16 protein-coding genes are annotated in these 18,696 nt (G+C 66.8%); 9 read left to right on the top strand and 7 right to left on the bottom strand.

Annotation, left to right across the window (positions count from 1 at the left end):
- Window positions 1-439: 439 nt before the first annotated feature.
- The 3 genes from C8J44_RS05000 to C8J44_RS04990 all read left to right on the top strand — a co-directional run bounded on the left by C8J44_RS05000 (window position 440) and on the right by C8J44_RS04990 (window position 3,220).
- Window positions 440-1,504: an MBL fold metallo-hydrolase gene (locus C8J44_RS05000; protein WP_121903524.1), complete on the top strand. Its 1,065-nt coding sequence runs from the start codon at window positions 440-442 to the stop codon at window positions 1,502-1,504.
- Between the two features lie 34 nt (window positions 1,505-1,538).
- The gene (locus C8J44_RS04995) at window positions 1,539-2,408 is read left to right on the top strand and encodes a dienelactone hydrolase family protein (RefSeq protein WP_121903523.1); all 870 of its coding nucleotides are present in this window, start codon (window positions 1,539-1,541) and stop codon (window positions 2,406-2,408) included.
- Window positions 2,409-2,605: 197 nt separating this feature from the next.
- Window positions 2,606-3,220, top strand: coding sequence for a glutathione S-transferase family protein (locus tag C8J44_RS04990; RefSeq protein WP_121903522.1), 615 nt, complete (start codon window positions 2,606-2,608; stop codon window positions 3,218-3,220).
- A 352-nt stretch (window positions 3,221-3,572) separates the two neighbouring features.
- Here C8J44_RS04990 and C8J44_RS04985 read toward each other — a convergent pair whose 3' ends face one another.
- From C8J44_RS04985 to C8J44_RS04975, 3 genes are all read right to left on the bottom strand, one after another.
- On the bottom strand, window positions 3,573-4,091 hold the full coding sequence (locus C8J44_RS04985; protein WP_121903860.1) for a thioredoxin family protein: 519 nt from the start codon (window positions 4,089-4,091) through the stop codon (window positions 3,573-3,575).
- Between the two features lie 5 nt (window positions 4,092-4,096).
- Window positions 4,097-5,803, bottom strand: coding sequence for a DEAD/DEAH box helicase (locus C8J44_RS04980; RefSeq protein ID WP_121903521.1), 1,707 nt, complete (start codon window positions 5,801-5,803; stop codon window positions 4,097-4,099).
- A 274-nt stretch (window positions 5,804-6,077) separates the two neighbouring features.
- Window positions 6,078-6,554 carry a hypothetical protein gene (locus tag C8J44_RS04975; RefSeq protein ID WP_259466714.1) on the bottom strand — a complete coding sequence of 159 codons (477 nt, stop codon included), beginning with the start codon at window positions 6,552-6,554 and terminating at the stop codon, window positions 6,078-6,080.
- A 110-nt stretch (window positions 6,555-6,664) separates the two neighbouring features.
- Here C8J44_RS04975 and C8J44_RS04970 point away from each other — a divergent pair, with 110 nt between their 5' ends.
- The 4 genes from C8J44_RS04970 to zwf all read left to right on the top strand — a co-directional run bounded on the left by C8J44_RS04970 (window position 6,665) and on the right by zwf (window position 12,415).
- The gene (locus C8J44_RS04970; RefSeq protein WP_121903520.1) at window positions 6,665-8,092 is read left to right on the top strand and encodes an FAD-binding oxidoreductase; all 1,428 of its coding nucleotides are present in this window, start codon (window positions 6,665-6,667) and stop codon (window positions 8,090-8,092) included.
- A 62-nt stretch (window positions 8,093-8,154) separates the two neighbouring features.
- A complete protein-coding gene (locus tag C8J44_RS04965) occupies window positions 8,155-8,937 on the top strand; it encodes a SapC family protein (protein WP_121903519.1) in 783 nt (260 codons plus the stop codon).
- Window positions 8,938-9,278: 341 nt separating this feature from the next.
- Complete coding sequence (locus C8J44_RS04960; protein ID WP_220683079.1) at window positions 9,279-10,832, top strand: sodium:proton antiporter; 1,554 nt, start codon at window positions 9,279-9,281, stop codon at window positions 10,830-10,832.
- Between the two features lie 83 nt (window positions 10,833-10,915).
- The gene (gene zwf / locus C8J44_RS04955) at window positions 10,916-12,415 is read left to right on the top strand and encodes a glucose-6-phosphate dehydrogenase (RefSeq protein WP_259466713.1); all 1,500 of its coding nucleotides are present in this window, start codon (window positions 10,916-10,918) and stop codon (window positions 12,413-12,415) included.
- A gap of 106 nt (window positions 12,416-12,521) precedes the next feature.
- Here the strand turns inward: zwf and C8J44_RS04950 are convergent, their stop codons facing one another.
- Genes C8J44_RS04950 through C8J44_RS04940 form a run of 3 tightly spaced genes read right to left on the bottom strand, consistent with a single transcriptional unit; the run spans window position 12,522 to window position 13,511 of the window.
- Window positions 12,522-12,809: a hypothetical protein gene (locus C8J44_RS04950; RefSeq protein ID WP_121903517.1), complete on the bottom strand. Its 288-nt coding sequence runs from the start codon at window positions 12,807-12,809 to the stop codon at window positions 12,522-12,524.
- 50 nt (window positions 12,810-12,859) lie between these two features.
- Entirely contained in the window at window positions 12,860-13,090 is a 231-nt protein-coding gene (locus C8J44_RS04945; RefSeq protein ID WP_056047557.1) for a hypothetical protein, read from the bottom strand.
- A gap of 43 nt (window positions 13,091-13,133) precedes the next feature.
- On the bottom strand, window positions 13,134-13,511 hold the full coding sequence (locus C8J44_RS04940) for a helix-turn-helix domain-containing protein (protein ID WP_121903516.1): 378 nt from the start codon (window positions 13,509-13,511) through the stop codon (window positions 13,134-13,136).
- Window positions 13,512-13,606: 95 nt separating this feature from the next.
- Between C8J44_RS04940 and C8J44_RS04935 the strand changes: the two genes are divergently transcribed.
- Complete coding sequence (locus C8J44_RS04935) at window positions 13,607-14,668, top strand: SDR family oxidoreductase (protein ID WP_121903515.1); 1,062 nt, start codon at window positions 13,607-13,609, stop codon at window positions 14,666-14,668.
- Window positions 14,669-14,803: 135 nt separating this feature from the next.
- Here the strand turns inward: C8J44_RS04935 and C8J44_RS04930 are convergent, their stop codons facing one another.
- Window positions 14,804-17,191 carry a hypothetical protein gene (locus C8J44_RS04930; RefSeq protein WP_259466712.1) on the bottom strand — a complete coding sequence of 796 codons (2,388 nt, stop codon included), beginning with the start codon at window positions 17,189-17,191 and terminating at the stop codon, window positions 14,804-14,806.
- A gap of 142 nt (window positions 17,192-17,333) precedes the next feature.
- Between C8J44_RS04930 and C8J44_RS04925 the strand changes: the two genes are divergently transcribed.
- The gene (locus C8J44_RS04925) at window positions 17,334-18,608 is read left to right on the top strand and encodes an amidohydrolase family protein (protein ID WP_056047566.1); all 1,275 of its coding nucleotides are present in this window, start codon (window positions 17,334-17,336) and stop codon (window positions 18,606-18,608) included.
- Window positions 18,609-18,696: the final 88 nt, after the last annotated feature.

Below are 18,696 nucleotides of genomic sequence, written 5' to 3'. Positions count from 1 at the left end.
AACCCCGGAGCTAGATCCGACCTGATGCGTCAGTCGGACCACTCTCTTCCGTCATGCCGGGCTTGTTCCGGCATCCACGGTTCCGCAAAATCGATAGAAGTTGGTTCGCGGAAGGGTGGACCCCGGAACAGATCGGGGGTTACTGAACGCACACGAATTCGCGCGAGCCCAACTCAATCCTTCCCCGCCAAGCTGAGGCCGCTGGCTCTCGCCCGACGGGAGGGGGGCGGCGGGGGGCGCTTTCGCCACACGATACGGCAAAATCGAGCGAAAAAGGCCCGCTGCCCCCTCCTCCGTCATCCTGACGAAAGTCAGGATCCAGAGCCAAAAACGTCGGCCCGCCCTACCCTGGATCCTGACTTTCGTCAGGATGACGGGGTGAAGTTCGTCACATTCGCCAACACTATCCCCCCTAACACTCCGTTGCTAACTGCAACGTATGGCATCCGCACCCGACACCAATTTCGCGCCGACCAGCCACAAGGGGCTGACCTACCCGTTTGGTGGCGCGGAGCCCGCGTCGGGCGGCACGATGCAGGTCGCCCCCGGCATAGACTGGGTCCGCCTCCACATCCCCGGCCCGTTACGCCACGTAAACTGCTGGCTCCTCGCCGACACCGACGGCGAAGCGCTGGTCGACACCGGCATGAACACTGCGGCCGCACGCGACGCCTGGAAAGCCATCTTCAACGGCCCCAAAGCCAACACCCGCATCACGCAAATGATCGGCACCCACTTCCACCCAGACCATATCGGCCTCGCCGGCTGGATGTGCGATCACCATGCCGCCCCCCTGATCATGACCCGAGCCGAATGGCTGACCGCGCGCATGCTCGCCGCCGATGCCCGCGACTCCGTCCCGCACGAAATGCTCGCCTTCTGGCGCGGCGCAGGCTGGGACGCCGCACAGATCGACCACGCCACCGCCAAGGGCTGGGCCGGCTTCCGGAAAATTATCACGCCGCTCCCGCTCAGCTACACCCGCGTCGAAGACGGCGACACGCTCACCATCGGCACGCGCGACTGGCGCGTTGTCACAGGTTCCGGCCACTCCCCCGAACACGCGTGCCTGTACGACGAAGCCAACGGCATCCTCATCGCCGGCGACCAAGTCCTCCCCCGGATCAGCCCCAACGTCTCGCTCGGCGTCACCGAACCGAACGCCGACCCGCTGGGCGAATGGTTCGCCTCGATCGCCAAGCTGAAGACGCTACCCGCCGACCTGCTCGTCCTGCCGGGCCACGGCGACCCGTTCACCGGCCTCCACACCCGCCTCGACGCGATGGACCGCGAGCACCGCGAACGGCTCGACGAACTCGCCGTCTTCCTTGCCGAGCCTCGCCGCGCGGTCGACTGTTTCGGCCGCCTGTTCCGCCGGGCGATCGGGCAGGACGTGCTCGGCATGGCGACCGGCGAAGCCCTAGCCCATCTCCGCCGCCTCGAAGTCGAAGGCCGAGCGATCCGCGACACGCACGATGGCGTATGGTGGTGGCGCGCGGGCTGAGTTAGCATGCGGCCAAATTCAAGAGGATAGCCCCATGTGCGACGAGCATACCGCAGACGATAACGAAGCCTATCTGGCCGGCGTCTCGCGCCGCCAGTTCGGCGTGATGACCGGTGCGATGGGCCTGACGATGTTGCTCCCAGCCCCCGCGAACGCTGCGGTCATCAAGGGCCGCGACGTCTCGATCACCACCCCCGACGGCAAGGCCGACGCCTATTTCGTCGCACCCGCCACCGGCAAGCACCCGGGCGTGCTGGTCTGGCCGGACATCATGGGCCTCCGCCCCGCCTTCCGCCAGATGGCCGACCGCCTCGCTCAATCGGGCTATGCGGTGCTCGTCGTCAACCAGTTCTACCGCTCGACCAAGGCGCCGTTCCTGAAGCCTGGCGAATCCTACGACCAGCCCGAAGTCAAAAGCCGCATCGCCCCATTCCGCGAAGCGCTCACATCCGAAGGCACGGTCCGCGACGCGCGTGCCTTCACCGCCTTCATCGACGCGCAGCCGCAGGTCGATCGCAAGCGCGGCATGGCCACCACCGGCTATTGCATGGGCGGCCCGATGGTGATGCGCACCGCTGCTGCCGTTGCGAACCGCATCCGTGCGGGCGCGACGTTCCACGGCGGCGGCTTCGTCACCGACAAGCCCGACAGCCCGCACCTTCTGATCCCGCAGATGAAGGGTCGATACCTCATCGCGATCGCCGCCAACGATGACGCGCGGTCGCCGACCGAAAAGGACACGCTCCGCACCGCCTTCGCCGCCGCCAAACTCCCCGCCGAAATCGAGGTCTACGCCGGAACGATGCACGGCTGGTGCCCGCCCGACTCGAAGGTCTACAACCCAGCGCAGGCGGACAAGGCCTGGACCCGCATGCTCGCGCTGTTCGACAAGGCGCTGGTGTAGGAGGTCCGCTGCTAACGTCGTCATCCTGACGAAAGTCAGGATCCAGACCCCGAAGCGCCGCCGCCCGTGGCTCTCGATCCTGGGTCAAGCCCAGGATGACGGCAGTGAGAGCAACTTCTTGCGATCAGAAGCGAGACCTTGACCGCACCTACTCCCCATGAGACCATCGTTCACGATCCGTTCTTAAGGAGAGTCGCATGACGCTGACCCTGTACACCAACCCGATGTCGCGAGGCCGGATCGCGCGGTGGATGCTCGAGGAGGTCGAGGCGGCGTATGAGACCGTCGTCCTCGACTACGACACGACGATGAAGGCCGAGCCGTATCTGTCGATCAACCCGATGGCCAAGGTCCCGGCGATCGTCCACAACTACAAGACAATCACCGAATGCGCCGCGATCTGTGCGTATCTTGCCGACGCGTTCCCCGACGCTGAGCTCGCCCCACGCGACGAAGAACGCGCCGACTATTATCGCTGGCTCTTCTACGCCGCCGGCCCGGTCGAAGCCGCGACCGGCAACCGGGCGCTCGGCGTCGTCCCCGATGCCGCGCAACAACGCATGATCGGCTATGGCAGCTTCGACCGCGTGATCGACGTGCTCGAACAGGGCGTGGCAGCGCACCCGTACATCGCCGGCGACCGCTTCACCGCCGCCGACGTTTACGTAGGATCGCAGGTCATCTGGGGCATGCAGTTTGGCTGGATGCCGAAGCGCGAAGCGTTCGCACAGTATGCCGCGCGCCTGATCGAACGCCCGGCATACCTGCGCGCCGCATCACTGGACGACGCCCTGATCGCAGTCGCCGCGTAAGGGCGAGCGAGTGACCGGCCAATCAAACCCGTCATCCTGACGAAAGTCAGGACCCAGGATACCAGGAGTTAGCCTTAATGGCTCTGGGGCCTGACTTTCGTCAGGATGACGGCGGGGATTGGGCCGAGTGGAGCGGGTTAAAATCCACTTTCTACTATAGGCGGCCAGGCTTGGAGATTCGCCGCGTGGCGGCCGGGTACCTTGCGTGCAGCTAGCGACAATCCTCCCCCTGGCGGGGGAGGATTGTTCGGGGCCAGCACGTCAGCTTACCGGTACGTTTTAAAACCGAGTCGCCATCGAGGAGCGACTTACAAAGATGCAAACCGCCGGACTAGACGCTACAGAGTAGCGATCAGGCCGCCCACTTCGCCAGCCAGTCGGCCAAGGCCTGCGGCCCCATCGACCGAGCATCGGCCAGTTCGGTCTCATGCCCGGCATTCAACAGCTTGTTGGTCCGCGGATCGACGACCAGCACCGCGGGGACGCCCTTCAGGCGACCCTTGATGCCGTAGCCCGCCGCAATCTGCCCATTCTTGTCAAAGCGACCGACGTCGACCGTCACCACCACAAACTTGCTGTCTACGAAGCGTTTCATCTCGGGCAGGTCGATCGTCCCGGCCAGCAGGCGGCAATCGAGACACCAGTTGCCGCCGAGATCGATCAGCAACCGCTTGTGCGTCTTCAGCGCCCGCGCCCGCGCCGCGGCGACCTGCGCATTGGCATTGGCCGCCTCGTTATACGGCAGCGGCAAGGGCTGGGGCAGCTTGTCGAAGCTCGCCGTATTGACGTGCGGCGCCGCGACCTTCGCGCGCGGTGCCGCCGGTGCGGCCACCGCGGTGGCGAGCAGGGCAAAAGCGGCGATACGGCTCATCGACATCATTCATATCCTCCGATCACGGCATTGAGGAAGCTGGGGAACGGCCCATTCCAGCCATCTGCCGGCGCATCGGCAACCGGTTCGCGACGACCACGATCCGGTTCCGCCGGAATACGCTCTGACCGCGCCGGTTCCGAACGGGCCGGGTCCGACCGCGCCGGCTCCGAGCGAACAGGTTCGCTCCGAACGGGTTGCGAGCGGACCGGCTCGGACTGAGCAGGCGCGACGCGAACCGGTTCCACATACTCCGGTTCGACCCGCGCAGGCTCGGCCGGCACAGGCGCGATCCGCACCGGCCCCGCAACGCGCGGCGCGATCGCAGGCACCGGCTCGTCGATCGGCGTCCGCTCCCAGCGCGGGCGCTTCGCCACCACGACCGGCTCGACCGCGGCGAGCACTTCGGCGACGACCGCGGGCGCGACCGTGTCTTCGCGCGGTACGTGGCGAGTCCGCGGCCGCTCGCGACCAGCCTCCTCCGCAACCGCGACGGGAGCCACGTCCTCCGAACGTCCCCCGCGACGGCTCCGCGACCGATCGCGACGCGGCGCGTCCTCCTCGGCCTCGACGGCAACCGGCGCGGTCTTCGGCTCGGCAACCTTCAGCCGCTCGATCGTCTGCCCGGTAAGCTTCTCGATATTGACGATATTCTCGGCATCGTCCGGCGCGACGAACGTGTACGCCGTCCCGGTCGCCCCGGCGCGACCCGTCCGACCGATCCGGTGGACATAGTCGTCGGGATGCCACGGCGCATCATAATTGAACACCGTCGATACGCCCTTGATGTCGAGCCCGCGCGCCGCGACGTCGGAGGCAACCAAGATCGTCACCGCGCCCGTCTTGAACAACTCGAGCTCGGCCAGCCGCTGCGGCTGCTCCATGTCGCCGTGGATCTCGCCGGACTTGTAGCCCGCCTGCTTCAGCACCTTGTTGAGGTCGCGCACCGTCGTCTTGCGGTTGCAGAAGATGATCGCGTTGGTCACTTCTTCCTGCGCGAGGATGCCGCGCAGCGTATCGCGCTTGGCGGTCTGGCTCGGCACCGGTACCAGATACTGCTTGATGTTCAGGTTGGTCGACGCCGGGCGCGACACCTCGATCGTCTTGGGATTGGTCAGGAACTTGTCCGCCAGCTTCTTGATCGGCGGCGGCATCGTCGCCGAGAACAACAGCGTCTGGCGCTGCTTCGGCAGCTTGGTGCAGATTTCCTCGATGTCGGGGATGAAGCCCATGTCGAGCATCCGGTCCGCCTCGTCGATCACCAGCATCGAACAGCCGTTGAGCATGATCTTGCCGCGCCCGAACAGGTCCATCAGCCGGCCCGGCGTCGCGATCAGCACGTCGACGCCCTTTTCGAGCGCGGCGAGCTGGTCGCCCATCGACACGCCACCGATCAGCAACGCCATCGAGAGGTTCGAGTTGACGCCGTATTTCTCGAAATTCTCCGCCACCTGCGCGGCGAGTTCGCGCGTCGGCTCGAGGATCAGCGAGCGCGGCATCCGCGCACGACTGCGCCCGTGTGCCAGAATATCGATCATCGGCAGCACGAACGACGCGGTCTTGCCGGTGCCCGTCTGGGCGATGCCGATGATGTCGCGCATCATCAGCACGGACGGGATCGCGCCGGCCTGGATCGGGGTCGGCTCGGTATAGCCGGAGTCGGTGACTGCCTTCAGCAGTTCGTCGGAGAGGCCGAGATCGGCAAAACTCATGCAAATGTCCGGTAAATGGAGGGTGAAATGCACTGCCCTCAAGCGTTTTTGCGCTCGCCGATTTAGCGACAAATGTCAAGGAAACGCGGTGAATCGAGGATGGGGAGGGGGCGGCGGGCGGCGTATTTCCGCAAAAACCCCCGTCATCCTGACGAAAGTCAGGGTCCAGAGCCAAGCAGCGTACCGTCAGTTACTCTGTATCCTGACTTTTGTCAGGATGACGGAGCGAGGCGAGACTGCGTTCGCCACACACGAGACTGGCCTGCCTCCGCTACTACTTCGGCCGCAAACTCTTGAACCCATCGATCTCGCACCGCGCACCCGAGCGCATCCGGATCGCATCGCGCGCCTTGCAGACCATCCCGTCGGGCCCCGGTCTCAGATAGAAGCCCGAATAATAATCGAGCGGCCGGCAATCGCCATCGAGCCGCGCGCGCAGCCTGGTCTGGTCGGCCATCAGCAGATCGAGCGCGCCGTCCTTGTTCAGCATCGCCCCGGCGATCTCGGCCACGGCGATGCATTTGGGGCCCTTGTGCTCCTTCCATTCGGTCGACCGATCGACCGTCCGCATCGTCGTCCGGTTCATCCGGGGTACGCGGATGATGATGCGCTCGTGGATCGAGATCTGCGCGATCTGCAGATGGGACACACGGGTCTGCACCGGGCGCACAGGCGTGTCCCGCGTTGCGGCCGCAGCGGCGGCGGGGCCTGCTAGCGCAAGCAGGGTGGCGGGAATCGCGAAGTGGATCATGATGCTGTCGTAACCGTTAGGGCCGATCGTTGAACGCGCGATGAATTTTGTCTAGCGCGTGGCCTGTGGCTATTTTTCCGACAGCAATCCTGACCCCTTCGCAAGCCGCCATGCTCGGCTCGCTGAGCGCGTGTCTCGACGCAAAGGCGATCGTCACCGACGCCACCGATATCGACCCATGGCTGCACGATTGGCGCGGCCGCTTCCACGGCGTCGCGCACGCGTTGCTTGCACCGACCTCGACCGCCGAAGTCGCGCTGATCGTCGCGGCCGCCGCCGAGCACCGCGTGCCGCTGGTCGCGCAAGGTGGCAACACCTCGATGGTCGGCGGCGCGACCGCCCCCGCCGACGGCAGCGCGCTGATCCTGTCGCTGCGTCGCCTGAACCGCATCCGCAGCCTCGACGCCGACGCCGGGCTTGCGATCGCCGAGGCTGGCGTGATCCTCGCCGACCTCGACGGCGCCGCGCAAGGGCAGGGGTGGCGCTTCCCGCTGACGCTCGGCGCACGCGGCACGGCGACGATCGGTGGGCTCGTCTCGACCAACGCCGGTGGCACGCAGGTGCTCAAGTTCGGCACGATGCGCGGCCTCGTCGCGGGCGTCGAGGCGGTGCTCGCCGATGGCAGCATCTACGACGGCCTGTCCGCGCTCAAGAAGGACAACCGCGGCTACGACCTTGACCAGCTCTTCATCGGCGCGGAAGGCACGCTGGCGATCGTCACCGCCGCCACGCTACGCCTGGCCCCCGCAATCGCAGCGCGCGGCACCGCGTGGGTCGGCATCCGTTCGCCCCAGGCCGCGCTGAAACTCCTGCGCACGATGCAGGCGAAGACCGACGCGATCGAGAGCTTCGAGATCCTCCCCGTCGAGTCGCTCGCCGCCGCCATCGCGCACCTCCCGAACGCGCGCGCGCCACTCGCCGGCCGCCACCCCTGGCACCTCCTGATCGAGGCGACGTCTGCCACCACCGAAGGCGAATCCCCGAGCGCCCTCCTCGAACGCCTGCTCGGCAAAGCGCTCGAAGACGGCGCCATCGAAGACGCGACGATCGCCACCAGCGAAGCCCAGTCCGCCGCCTTCTGGCTGCTCCGCGACTCGCTCTCCGCCGCCGAACGCGCGCTCGGTCCCGCAACGCAGCACGACATCTCGATTCCCGTTGATACGATGCCGCGCTTCATGATCGAGGCGGCGGCGGCGTGCGATGCACGCTTCCCCGGCACGCACGCCAGCGGCTTCGGCCATCTCGGCGACGGCAACGTCCATTTCCACGTCCGCGCCGCGCCCGGCACCGACCCCGCGCACTGGTATGCCGAAGACGCGCCGGTCGTCACCCGCTTCGTCGGCGACCTCGTCGTCGCGGCCGGCGGCTCGATCTCCGCGGAGCACGGCATCGGCCAGATGAAGCGCGATGAACTCGAACGCCTCTCGTCACCCGCGCGGATGACCGCTCTGCGCGCGATCAAGTCCGCACTCGATCCGCTCGGCATCCTCAACCCCGGCAAGCTCGTCACACTTGCACGCCCGCCCGGCGCACCATAGAGCCTCGCCCCAATCGGTGGCATGAGCCACCGGCATTTCGACCGACCGATCCGGAGAGTAACATGGCCAGCACCGCCCAGCTTCCGCTTTTCTACAATGGCCTCGAGCCGCTTTCGAGCGACGCGCACGCGAACTACAAGGTCCGCCCGCAGGACAGCGCGCCGTTCCTGGTCGGCCAGCACGCGATCCCGATCACCGTCGACGAGTTTCCGCTGGTCCAGCGCCACATGCCGATCGTCTTCTCGGTCGGCGACGACGCGATCCCGCTCGCGCTGATGGGCCTGAACGAGGGCGTCAACGTGTTCGTCGGCGACGACGGCAAGCTGACCGAGAACACGTTCTACGTGCCGGCATACGTCCGCCGCTACCCGTACATGCTCGCGCGCCTGCACCCCGATGCGCAGGAGCTGTCGCTCTGCTTCGACCCGACCTCGCAGGCGATCGGCGAGTTCGAGGACGGCGATGCGCTGTTCGAGAACGGCCAGCCGACCGAGCTGACCAAGAACATCCTCGGCTTCAACGAGTCGTTCGAACAGGCTGGTGCGCGCACGCAGAACTTCATGAACGAGCTGCGCGAGCTCGAGCTGCTGATGGACGGCGAAGTCACGATCCAGCCTGAAGGTGCGGACCAGCCGTTCGTCTATCGCGGCTTCCAGATGATCAACGAGGAAAAACTGATCGACCTGCGCGGCGATGCGCTGCGCAAGATGAGCAAGTCGGGCATGCTGCCGTTGCTGTACGCACACCTGTTCTCGCTGTCGCTGATGCGCGACATCTTCGCGCGCCAGGCCCAGCTCGGCCAGACCCCGCAGCCGCAGATGGCCGCACCGCAGTTCAACGTCTGAGGCTTTCCCACAAGGACGATCCGTGGCGCTCAGTGCGGTACGGGTCGTCCTCGATACCGGTGCCCTGCCGCACCGCCGGCAGCTCTATGAGGGTGCCGCTCGACCCCGGACGTACGGATTTAGCAAAATTATTTGCAGTGCGGTGCAACAAGGGTTGAACCAAATCGGCGCTCACCCATTTAGATCCTGTACGGCATCGTGTCCCCCCCTTTCGCGGCGCCGTACGGGACGCTTCTAGCGTCCCTCCTCCCTGAACCTAGGCCACTCCGTGCGACACGCACGGGGTGGTTTTTTTTGGCCCGCGCGATGCGGTGGGCCCGTCCGCTCCTCCCACCCGTTGCGTGCCCGTGGAAGTATTCGAAAGCCTCGACGCGATCCTGCTCGCCGCGCTGGTCCTGCTGGTCCTCGCGCGCAAGTTGAACGTGCCCTATCCGACCCTGCTGGCGGCGGCCGGGATCGGTTTTGCCGCGTTGCCGTTCGCACCGAAGATCACGGTCGAGCCGCATCTGGCGCTGGCGTTGTTCATCGCCCCCGCGCTGCTGTACGCCGCCTATTACACCAGCCCACGCGCGTTGCGGCGACACTGGTTCCCGCTGCTCAGCCTCGCGGTATTCGCCGTGCTTGTCACGGCGTCAGCGGTCGCGCTGGTTGGTGTGACGCTGGGCGGATTGCCGCTCGCCGCCGCGTTCGCTTTGGGGGCAATCGTTGCACCACCCGATGCTGCCGCCTCAGAAGCGGTGCTCGGTGAAGTAGGCATCCCGCGCCGCGGCCTGCTGCTGCTCCAGGGCGAGAGTCTCCTCAACGACGCCACCGCGCTGCTGCTGTTCGGGCTGGCGGTGGCGTTCGCGACGCATTCGGATACGCCGGTGACGCCGCTGGCGCTCGCCGCCGCGGTGCCAGGCGGGATCGTGTTCGGGGCCATTGCGTCGTGGCTCTACCTCCGCGTCGCGCCGTTGTTCGCGGGCACGCTGGGGGCGAGCATAGCCGATTTCGCCGTGACGTTCGGGATCTGGCTGCTGGCCGAGCGGCTGCACATCTCGCCGGTGCTCGCGGTCGTCACGTTCGGGATGATCGTGTCGCAGCGCCGCCCGATCGTCCAGCCCGCACGCGACCGGTTGCAGGGCGCAGCGGTATGGTCGGCGGCGGTGCTCGTCCTCAACATCATCGCGTTCGCGCTGATGGGGCTGCAATCGCGCGACGTGCTGGTCGGCCTGCCCGCTGCCGAGCGCTGGCCTGCGATCGGGTTCGCCGCCGCGGTGCTGGCGACCGTGCTGGCCACGCGCATCGCATGGGTGTTCTTCGTGCGCTTCGTCGAGGGCGTGATCGCCAACCGCTACGCGCCGTCCTGGCTGCCCAAGCCGCCGCCGTGGAACGCGTCGATCATCCTGTCTTGGTCGGGTATGCGTGGACTGCTGACGCTCGCCACCGCATTCGCGCTGCCACGATCGGTGCCGGGCCGCGACCTGATCGTGCTCGCCGCGTTCGCCGTCGTGATCGGCACGCTGGTGCTGCAAGGGCTCACACTGGGCCCCCTGATCCGCCGTCTCGATCTCGGCGCAGACACGGGGCTTGCCGACGAGATCGCCCCCGCGCGCAAGCGACTGATCGATGCAGGGCTAGCCGTCCTGCCAGCACGCGAAGGCGCGGCGGCCGATGCGTTGCGCTTCCGCTATGGCTCAGCAGGCAAGGTCACCGCCGAGGCAGACGACCCGCAGGCGACCTCGGAATTCGACGAACTCCATCTTGAGATGATCGCCTGCCAGCGCATCGTGCTCCACGAAATGCGCGACAAGGGCGAGGTGGCCGAGGATGTCTATCGCCGCCTGCAGGAGGAACTCGACTGGGCGGAGGTCGACGCGCGTGCGTTCGGGGACAACATCCTCACGGCGACCTGAGGGCGTGCGGGGAACATCGACACACGCTACGCGGTTTGAAGAAACCACCGTAGAAAGGGTCGATGCATGTCCGAGGCGAATTCGTGATCAAGTCCGTGAAGCCCGCCCCGCCGACGACGCTCGTGATCTTCGGCGCCTTCGGTGACCTGACCCGCCGCCTGCTGATGCCGGCACTGATCAACATGACTCGACTGGGGCTTGTCGGTAACGATTTTCACGTCCTCGGTGTCGGCATCGACGAAGGCAACGATCAGTCGTTGCGCGAGGCGCTCGGCAGCTTCGATGCGAAGGGCGGCGAAGGGGCCGGCGAGAAAGGCGACGCGTGGGCACGGCTCAAGGATCGCGTCGGCTATCTCCAGGGCGATTTCACGCACGACGACGTCTACGAACAGCTCAAGACACGCGTGAAGGGCAACGTGGCGTTCTACTTCGCGGTGCCCGCCAAGTTTTTCGGCGACATCGTCGATAAGCTCGCCGATCACGGCCTGATGGCGGAAGCGCCGCATGCCTTCCGCCGGATCGCGATCGAGAAGCCGTTCGGGCACGACCTGGCCTCCGCTCAGGCACTCAACGCGCGCATCCTGTCGAAGGTCGGCGAAGCGCAGGTGTACCGGATCGACCATTTCCTCGGCAAGGAAACCGTGCAGAACATCATGACCGCGCGGTTCGCGAACATGATGATCGAGCGCGTCTGGAACTCGGACTGCATCGCGCACGTCCAGATCACCGCCGCCGAGACGGTCGACGTCGGCACCCGTGGCAAGTTCTACGACGGCACCGGCGCGCTGCGCGACATGGTCCCCAACCACCTGTTCCAGCTGCTCGCGATGGTCGCGATGGAGCCACCAGCGAGCTTCGATGCCGAGGCGATCCGCAACGAAAAGGGCAAGGTGCTCAAAGCCGTCCGAGTCTATTCGCCCGGCAAGGCGAAGCGCAACGGCGTTCGCGGCCAGTATACCGCTGGCAAGGTGAAGGGCGTGGATGTTCCCGCCTACACCGCCTCGCCCGACGTCGCGCCGGACAGCCGGACCGAGACCTATGTCGCGCTGAAGCTGATGGTCGACACCTGGCGCTGGGCGGGCGTGCCGTTCTACCTGCGCACCGGCAAGGCGATGACGTGTCGCGACACCGAGATCGCGATCACCTTCAAGCCGGTCCCGTTCGCGTCGTTCCCCGGTGCCGCCGCCGACATGCTGCCGCCCAACCGCCTGATCATCCAGATCCAGCCCGACGAAGGGCTGAGCATGGACATCAACATCAAACGCCCCGGCCTCGAAGTCGCGACCGCGCCGATCGCGCTCGATTTCCGCTATGCCGATGCGTTCGATATCGGTCACCTGACCGGGTATGAGTCGCTGATCTACGACCTGTTCGTCGGCGACCAGACGCTGTTCCAACGGGCGGACGCGATAGAGGCGGGCTGGGCCGCGGTGCAGCCGTTCCTCGACCTGTGGGCGCATGACGCCGGCATGCCGGAGCCGTATGAGGCGGGCACGCTAGGGCCGGCCGCGGCCGATGCCCTGCTAGCGCACGACGACCACACCTGGCACGAACTCGCGCCCGCGGGGAAGACGGTGCCCTGATACGTCGTCATCCTGACGAAAGTCAGGATCCAGAGCCAAGGGTGTAATGCTGCGCCGCTCTGGATCCCAGCTTTCGCTGGGATGACGAAAGTGACGTCGCGTGAGCTCAAACCCGCTCGGTCAGCTCGATCTCGCCCTCGACCTCCATCTCGTCCTCGTCGCCCATCTCGTCCATGTCGGGCATCGTGAAGTCCGCCTTCCAGTCATAGACCTTCTCGGCCCCGCCCTGCACCCAGACGCGCACCGCGCCAGACGTAATCTCGCCACCCATCGCGCCGACGAAATCCGCGACCAGCGAATCCGCCGCATCCTCGTGATCGGTCGCGCCGGGGATCGTCGCGGCGGTCATTTCCTCGTCGAGTTCGATGATCTGCGCCCAATATTGCTTCGCCATGTGATGCTCCTGCGTAGATGAAAGGCCGTCAGTCGGGGTATTTGACGCCGTCAGCCGGCGGTGATGATAGGGTGATCCTCGCGCAGCCGGTCCGCCAGCCGCTCGACCGCGTCGACCTCGCTCGCGCTGCCCGACGGCGTCACCGCCCAGTTGCAATGCGCGTGCGTCGCGAGGCTGTAGACCTTCACGTCGCCGACGATCAGCCGCCACCGTCGCCGGTCGCCGCTATTGTACCGGACGAGGTTGGTGACGAACAGGCTCTGGAGATCCGATGCGGTCATCCGCGCCCCATAGCGACAAGCGGATCGTCACTGCAAACCGTCGTTACCGTCGCGAGCTTGGCTTGGCCTGCAACGCATCGAGCGCGTCGGCATTCCGGCGCCCCCAATCGTACAGCAGCTCGACCGGCTCGACGAACCGCGCGCCGAGCGGCGTCAGCGCATAATCCACCGCGGGCGGCACCGTCCCGTGGACGGTCCGCACGACCAGCCCGGCCGCCTCCATTTCGCGCAACGTCTGCGTCAGCATCTTTTTTGAGATTCCGGGGATCGATCGCAGCAGCACGCCGGTCCGCGCCGGCCCGTCGTGCCGCACGTGCAACGTATGCAGGATCATGCTCGTCCACTTGGTCGCGAACAGCTCCAGCGTCCGCCGCGGCGCGCAGTCCTCGCGCCATTCCTCGTCGGCCGTTCCCGCCTGCATGTGGATACCTTCCGGTGCCTATGTCCCCAAAGGGTGCCTTCTAGAAGCCCGTGCGTTCGGTGCCTAGCTGGTAGCGAGCAGATAAGGAGCTGAAGATGGCCAAGACGGCATTGGTAGTAGGAACGAGCGGGATCGTCGGCAGCGCGACCGCCGCGGCATTGGTGAAATCCGGCTGGACCGTCCACGGTCTCGCGCGGCGCCCGACCGAGCAGGACGGTGTCCAGCCCGTCGCGGCGGACCTCCAGGATCCCGCGAGCCTCGAAAAGGCGCTCACCGGCCTCAAGCCCGACGCGGTGTTCATCGCCACCTGGTCGCGCCAGGACAGCGAAGCGGAGAACATCCGCGTCAACGGCGGCATGGTCCGCAACCTGCTCGGCGCGCTCTCGCCAGCCGGAAGCGTCGGCCATGTCGCCCTCGTCACCGGCCTGAAGCACTACCTCGGACCGTTCGAGGCGTACGGCAAGGGCGTCCTCCCGCAGACCCCGTTCCGCGAGGAGCAGGGCCGCCTCGACGTCGAGAACTTCTACTACGCGCAGGAAGACGCCGTGTTCGAGGCGGCGGAGCGCGAAGGCTTCGGCTGGAGCGTCCACCGCCCGCACACGATCATCGGCAAGGCGGTCGGCAACGCAATGAATATGGGCACCACGCTTGCGGTCTATGCGACGCTGTGCCGCGAAACCGGTCGCCCGTTCCGCTTCCCCGGCTCGGCCGCGCAGTGGAACGGCCTGACCGACATGACCAGCGCGACGATGCTCGCCGATCACCTGATCTGGGCGGCGACCACGCCCGAGGCGCGCAACGAGGCGTTCAACGTCGTCAACGGCGACGTCTTCCGCTGGAGCTGGATGTGGGGCCGCATCGCCGAGTGGTTCGGGATCGAGCCGGCCCCGTTCGACGGCACCGTGCTCACGCTCGACGAGCAGATGAAGGATGACGCCGGCATCTGGCGCGAGATCGCCGCGCGCGAAGGCCTGGCGGAAGCCGACCTGTCGCGGCTCGCCTCGCCGTGGCACACCGACGCCGATCTCGGCCGCCCGATCGAGGTGGTGACGGACATGGGCAAGAGCCGCCGCTTGGGGTTCAAGGAATACCAGCCCACGGATGACGCGTTCTTCGACCTGTTCGCGGAGCTGCGCGCGGACCGGCTGATCCCGTAAATACCCCGTCTCTACTCCGTCATTCCCGCGAAGGCGGGAACCCATACTGGCTGGACGTGCGATCGTGCACGACCGTTGGAGGCTATGGGGCCCCGCCTCCGCGGGGATGACGGAAGGTGAGGGTGGGTTAAGGCGTTATGGCTTGACCGCCACCGTTGCCACCACCGCCGGATCATCCCGAAGCTTCAGAAACAGCGCCCCGCCAACCGGCTTGGGTACGGTCAGCGAAGCCCCGGTAAACCCCTCCGGCACCCGCACCGCATCCGCAAACCCAGCATTCGCCGCCACCGAATCGATCAGGAACAGGTCGCTACCGGCCAGCGTGCACGCATCCTTGCACGTCACCCCGGTCAGCGCCGGCACGCGCACCAGGCTCGTCAACGGCACCCAGTCGCCCGCAACGCCGTCCTGCACCAGCCGCCACCGCAGCGGCCCATGCGCGGACACGCCCAGCGCCTTGCCCGGCTCGACCGAAACGACCGCGATCCGCTCGTCCTGCATGGTCAGCCCGCGGCCCGACGCGACGCTCGTCGTCGCCCCGCCGGCGACCGCACCGATCTCGACGCTGTCCCCCGCCGCAAACCGCGTCGTCCCCTCCGCACGCAGCGAGAAGGTGATCCGGGCATCCTGCGCGATCGCCGTATCGCCAGCCAGCACGAGGGGAAGCCCGGGGGAGGGGGGCGCCGCCACGCTCTTGGCGATCAGCGTCGCCTTGGGCCGCGCCGCCGCGACGGTGAACTTCACCGATCGCTTCCGCCCGTCGGTCAGCGTCACGAGCGCCGTCTTCGCCTGCCCCGGCGTGAACGTCGGCGCCGTATCCGAGGTCAGCCCCAGCAGATCACCCTTGTCCGCGCGCACCACTTCGCCCGGCTTGAACGCGACCCCGTCGATCGTCATCGACGCGACCAGATCGAGCCGCGTTCCCGCCAGCGTCCCCGCCGCATCGCCCGCATACAGCGTCAACCCATCGATCCGCCCCGCCTCGGCGAGCGCAGTGAGCGCGATCTTCTCAGGCGCCTCGACCCCGTATTGCTTGACCAGCAACGTCAATTTCCCCGGCGCGGTCTTCGCGAGTGGCAGCGTCAGTCCGATCCGGTCGCCATTCGTCGTCCACGCCAGCGGCACGTCGCCCGCCGCGCTGGTCAGCGTTACCGCCTCGACGCAGCTCGGCGTCGGTCCGGCGAGCGCCACCGGATTGTCGCGCCCCACCACCAGATTCTCCGGATCGGTATCGACCATCGTCCACCCGCCGGCGCGCGGCACCTGCAAGCGGAACTGCGGCCCGTCGAACGGCGTGAATCCCCAACGCCCGTGCAGCTTGGCATCGGTCACGCTGCTCAAACCCGCGGTTCGCATGCCCACCTGATCGAGCACATAGCCGCCGCGCTCGGCATCGGCCTGCACCGGCAGCTCGACTACGCCACCCTGCGGCGTCGTCACGCGGAGGCTCATGTCGTGCGCGAACTTGGTCGCATAGATCAGCGGTGCACCCTCGACCGGCAGCACGAGGTCGGGCTTGGCCGCGCAGACCAGCCGGTCCGCCTCCGCGCGCCGCAACGTCGGCGTCTGCGGTGTGCCGGTCTCGATCACCGGCATCGCCACCACCATCACCGATTTCGGGCTCGCGAACGATGGCGCCGCATTCAGCAACAACGCCATCCGATCGTCATGCAATCGCGCCAATGCCGGAATATAGCGGAACTGCGTCGACTGGAACGCACCGAAGATCTTCGCCAGATCGCGCACCACGCCGATATACGGGCTGTAGTACCCGAGCCCGCCCGCCGGTGTCGCGCTGAGTTGCAGCGCCAGGTCGGTCGGCGCCCCCACCAGCGTATCTGCCAGCGTCGAGCTCTGGCCATCCGCCAGCACCAGCGAATCGCGGCTCTGCGTGAGGCAGGAGGCTTGCAGATCGGCGGCGAGATCGAGGCATTCCGCCTTCAGCTTGATCGACAGGCTGCGCGACAGCAGCGGCGATACCGCTTCGATCCGCTCCGGCCGCGTCCGCTCCAGCGCATGGATACTGTCGAGAAACGCATCGAGCCGCGCGCGATCGAGCGACGCCTGATCGAGATCCTGGACCGCGCGGACGAACGCTCCCGGCTGCTTGCGGACCGCCGCAACGACGGTATCGAACCCACCGCTGTCGGGCACAAGGAACACCACCAACTGCCGCGCCCCGTCCGGCACCTTCAAATTCAGCGCGGCCTTCTTCGTCTTCCACGTCTCGGCCTTGAAAAACCACGACTTCGGCGGCGGCTCAGTCGCACCGCGCAAAAACCCCGCGACCAGCAGATAGCGCTCGGCATCGTCCTTCTTGCCGGTCGGCAGATCGGCCGCGATCGTGACCCGGTCGCCGGTCGCGAGCCGCGGCACCTGCGCGATCGGCAGGGTCGTCGTCCCGTGCGTCACGCCGACGCGCAAATTCGGCCCGGTAAGGTCGAACGGCGCAGGATCGGCGTTGGCTGCCGTCGGCGCGAGCGCCGCGGCCAGAGCACAGAGCGGAAGAAAGCGAAGCATCATCGGGGTGAGTCTCGTCGTCATGGGCGCAGCGATGACCTGCGCCGGTGTCCAGATTAGGGCAAGCGCGGTGCGTCGATCGCCCCCTTGATCCAACCCGCGCGGTGCCGCACACGATGCGCTACTCGGGGAAGGGGACAACCACATGACGATCGCCAGGATTCTCGCCGCAGCCTTGCTCGCCGGCACCGCCACCACCGCGGACGCAAAGACGGTCGTGGTCACCGCCGCGCACATGATCGACGTCCTCGCGGGCAAGCGCGTCGACAGCCCGCAGGTCACGATCGTCGATGGCCGCATCACCGCGGTAGGGCGCAAGGGCGACGCGGTCCCCGCCGGCGCCGAACGCGTCGATCTGGGCGAGCGCACTTTGCTCCCCGGCCTGATCGACATGCACGTCCACCTGACCAGCGACCCGACGCTCAGCGGGTATCGTACGCTGGAATTCACCGACAATTTTTGGACCGTCGTCGGCGTTGCCAATGCGCGGAAGACGCTCGACGCAGGCTTCACCACCGTGCGCAACGTCGGCTCGGCCAATTACGACGACGTCGCGCTCAAGCAGGGCATCGAACGCGGCTACGTCCCCGGCCCGCGCATCGTCCCTGCCACCTACGCGCTGGGCGCGACCGGCGGCCACTGCGACGCGACCGAATTCCCGCCCTCGATTCAGGTCCCGCACCCGCAGATCGCCAACACGCCCGATGAGTTTCGCGGCGCCGTACGGACGATCCGCAAATACGGCGCCGAGGTGGTCAAGGTCTGCATGACCGGCGGCGTCCTCTCGAAGACCGACAGCGTCGGCGCGCAGCAGATCAGCCTCCCCGAGATCAAGGCGATCGTCGAGGAAGCGCACATGCTCGGCATGAAGGTCGCCGTCCACGCCCACGGCGTCGAGGGCATCAACGACGCACTCCGCGCGGGCGTCGACACGATCGAACACGCCAGCCTCGCCGACGCCGAATCGTTCAAGCTCGCCAAGGCCAGCGGCGCGTGGTTCGACATGGATATCTACGACGACGACTATATTCTCGCCGAGGGCGCCAAGAACGGCGTCTTCGCCGAAAGCCTCGAAAAGGAACGCGCGATCGGTCTCAAGCAGCGCCAGACTTTCCGCGCCGCGCACGCCGCCGGGGTGAAGATGCTGTTTGGCACCGACGGCGGCGTCTACCCCAACGGCAACAACGCGCTCCAGTTCGCCAAGATGGTCGAATGGGGCATGACGCCGATCGAGGCTATCCAAGCCGCCACCTCCAGTGCCGCGACCGCGCTCGGACGCACCGCCGACGTCGGCGCGATCCAGCCCGGCCGCTTCGGCGACCTGATCGCGGTGGAGGGCGACCCGCTCGCCGACGTCCGCCAGCTGGAGCACCCCGCATTCGTCATGAAGGGCGGAGCGGTGGTCGTCGCACCAAAGTAAAACGAGCCCTCTTGATCCTCCCCCGCCAGGGGGAGGTGGCTGGCGCTTGCCAGACGGAGGGGGAGGAAGGGCAAACCGCTGTTCCGTG

This window comes from Sphingomonas sp. PP-CE-3A-406, from assembly GCF_003688625.1.
Classification (GTDB): Bacteria; Pseudomonadota; Alphaproteobacteria; order Sphingomonadales; family Sphingomonadaceae; genus Sphingomonas.
Note: the sequence above shows the minus strand (reverse complement) of the source record. Positions and strands in the feature narration are given on the sequence as shown.

Coding starts and splice junctions, on each gene's coding strand:
- C8J44_RS04970 (WP_121903520.1), top strand. CDS start 6,665: ATGCTCGGCTCGCTGAGCGCGTGTCTCGACGCAAAGGCGATCGTCACC.
- C8J44_RS04925 (WP_056047566.1), top strand. CDS start 17,334: ATGACGATCGCCAGGATTCTCGCCGCAGCCTTGCTCGCCGGCACCGCC.
- C8J44_RS04940 (WP_121903516.1), bottom strand. CDS start 13,511: ATGCAGGCGGGAACGGCCGACGAGGAATGGCGCGAGGACTGCGCGCCG.
- C8J44_RS04995 (WP_121903523.1), top strand. CDS start 1,539: ATGTGCGACGAGCATACCGCAGACGATAACGAAGCCTATCTGGCCGGC.
- C8J44_RS04990 (WP_121903522.1), top strand. CDS start 2,606: ATGACGCTGACCCTGTACACCAACCCGATGTCGCGAGGCCGGATCGCG.
- C8J44_RS04980 (WP_121903521.1), bottom strand. CDS start 5,803: ATGAGTTTTGCCGATCTCGGCCTCTCCGACGAACTGCTGAAGGCAGTC.
- C8J44_RS04950 (WP_121903517.1), bottom strand. CDS start 12,809: ATGGCGAAGCAATATTGGGCGCAGATCATCGAACTCGACGAGGAAATG.
- C8J44_RS04975 (WP_259466714.1), bottom strand. CDS start 6,554: ATGATCCACTTCGCGATTCCCGCCACCCTGCTTGCGCTAGCAGGCCCC.
- C8J44_RS04935 (WP_121903515.1), top strand. CDS start 13,607: ATGGCCAAGACGGCATTGGTAGTAGGAACGAGCGGGATCGTCGGCAGC.
- C8J44_RS04945 (WP_056047557.1), bottom strand. CDS start 13,090: ATGACCGCATCGGATCTCCAGAGCCTGTTCGTCACCAACCTCGTCCGG.
- C8J44_RS04985 (WP_121903860.1), bottom strand. CDS start 4,091: ATGAGCCGTATCGCCGCTTTTGCCCTGCTCGCCACCGCGGTGGCCGCA.
- C8J44_RS04965 (WP_121903519.1), top strand. CDS start 8,155: ATGGCCAGCACCGCCCAGCTTCCGCTTTTCTACAATGGCCTCGAGCCG.
- C8J44_RS04930 (WP_259466712.1), bottom strand. CDS start 17,191: ATGATGCTTCGCTTTCTTCCGCTCTGTGCTCTGGCCGCGGCGCTCGCG.
- C8J44_RS05000 (WP_121903524.1), top strand. CDS start 440: ATGGCATCCGCACCCGACACCAATTTCGCGCCGACCAGCCACAAGGGG.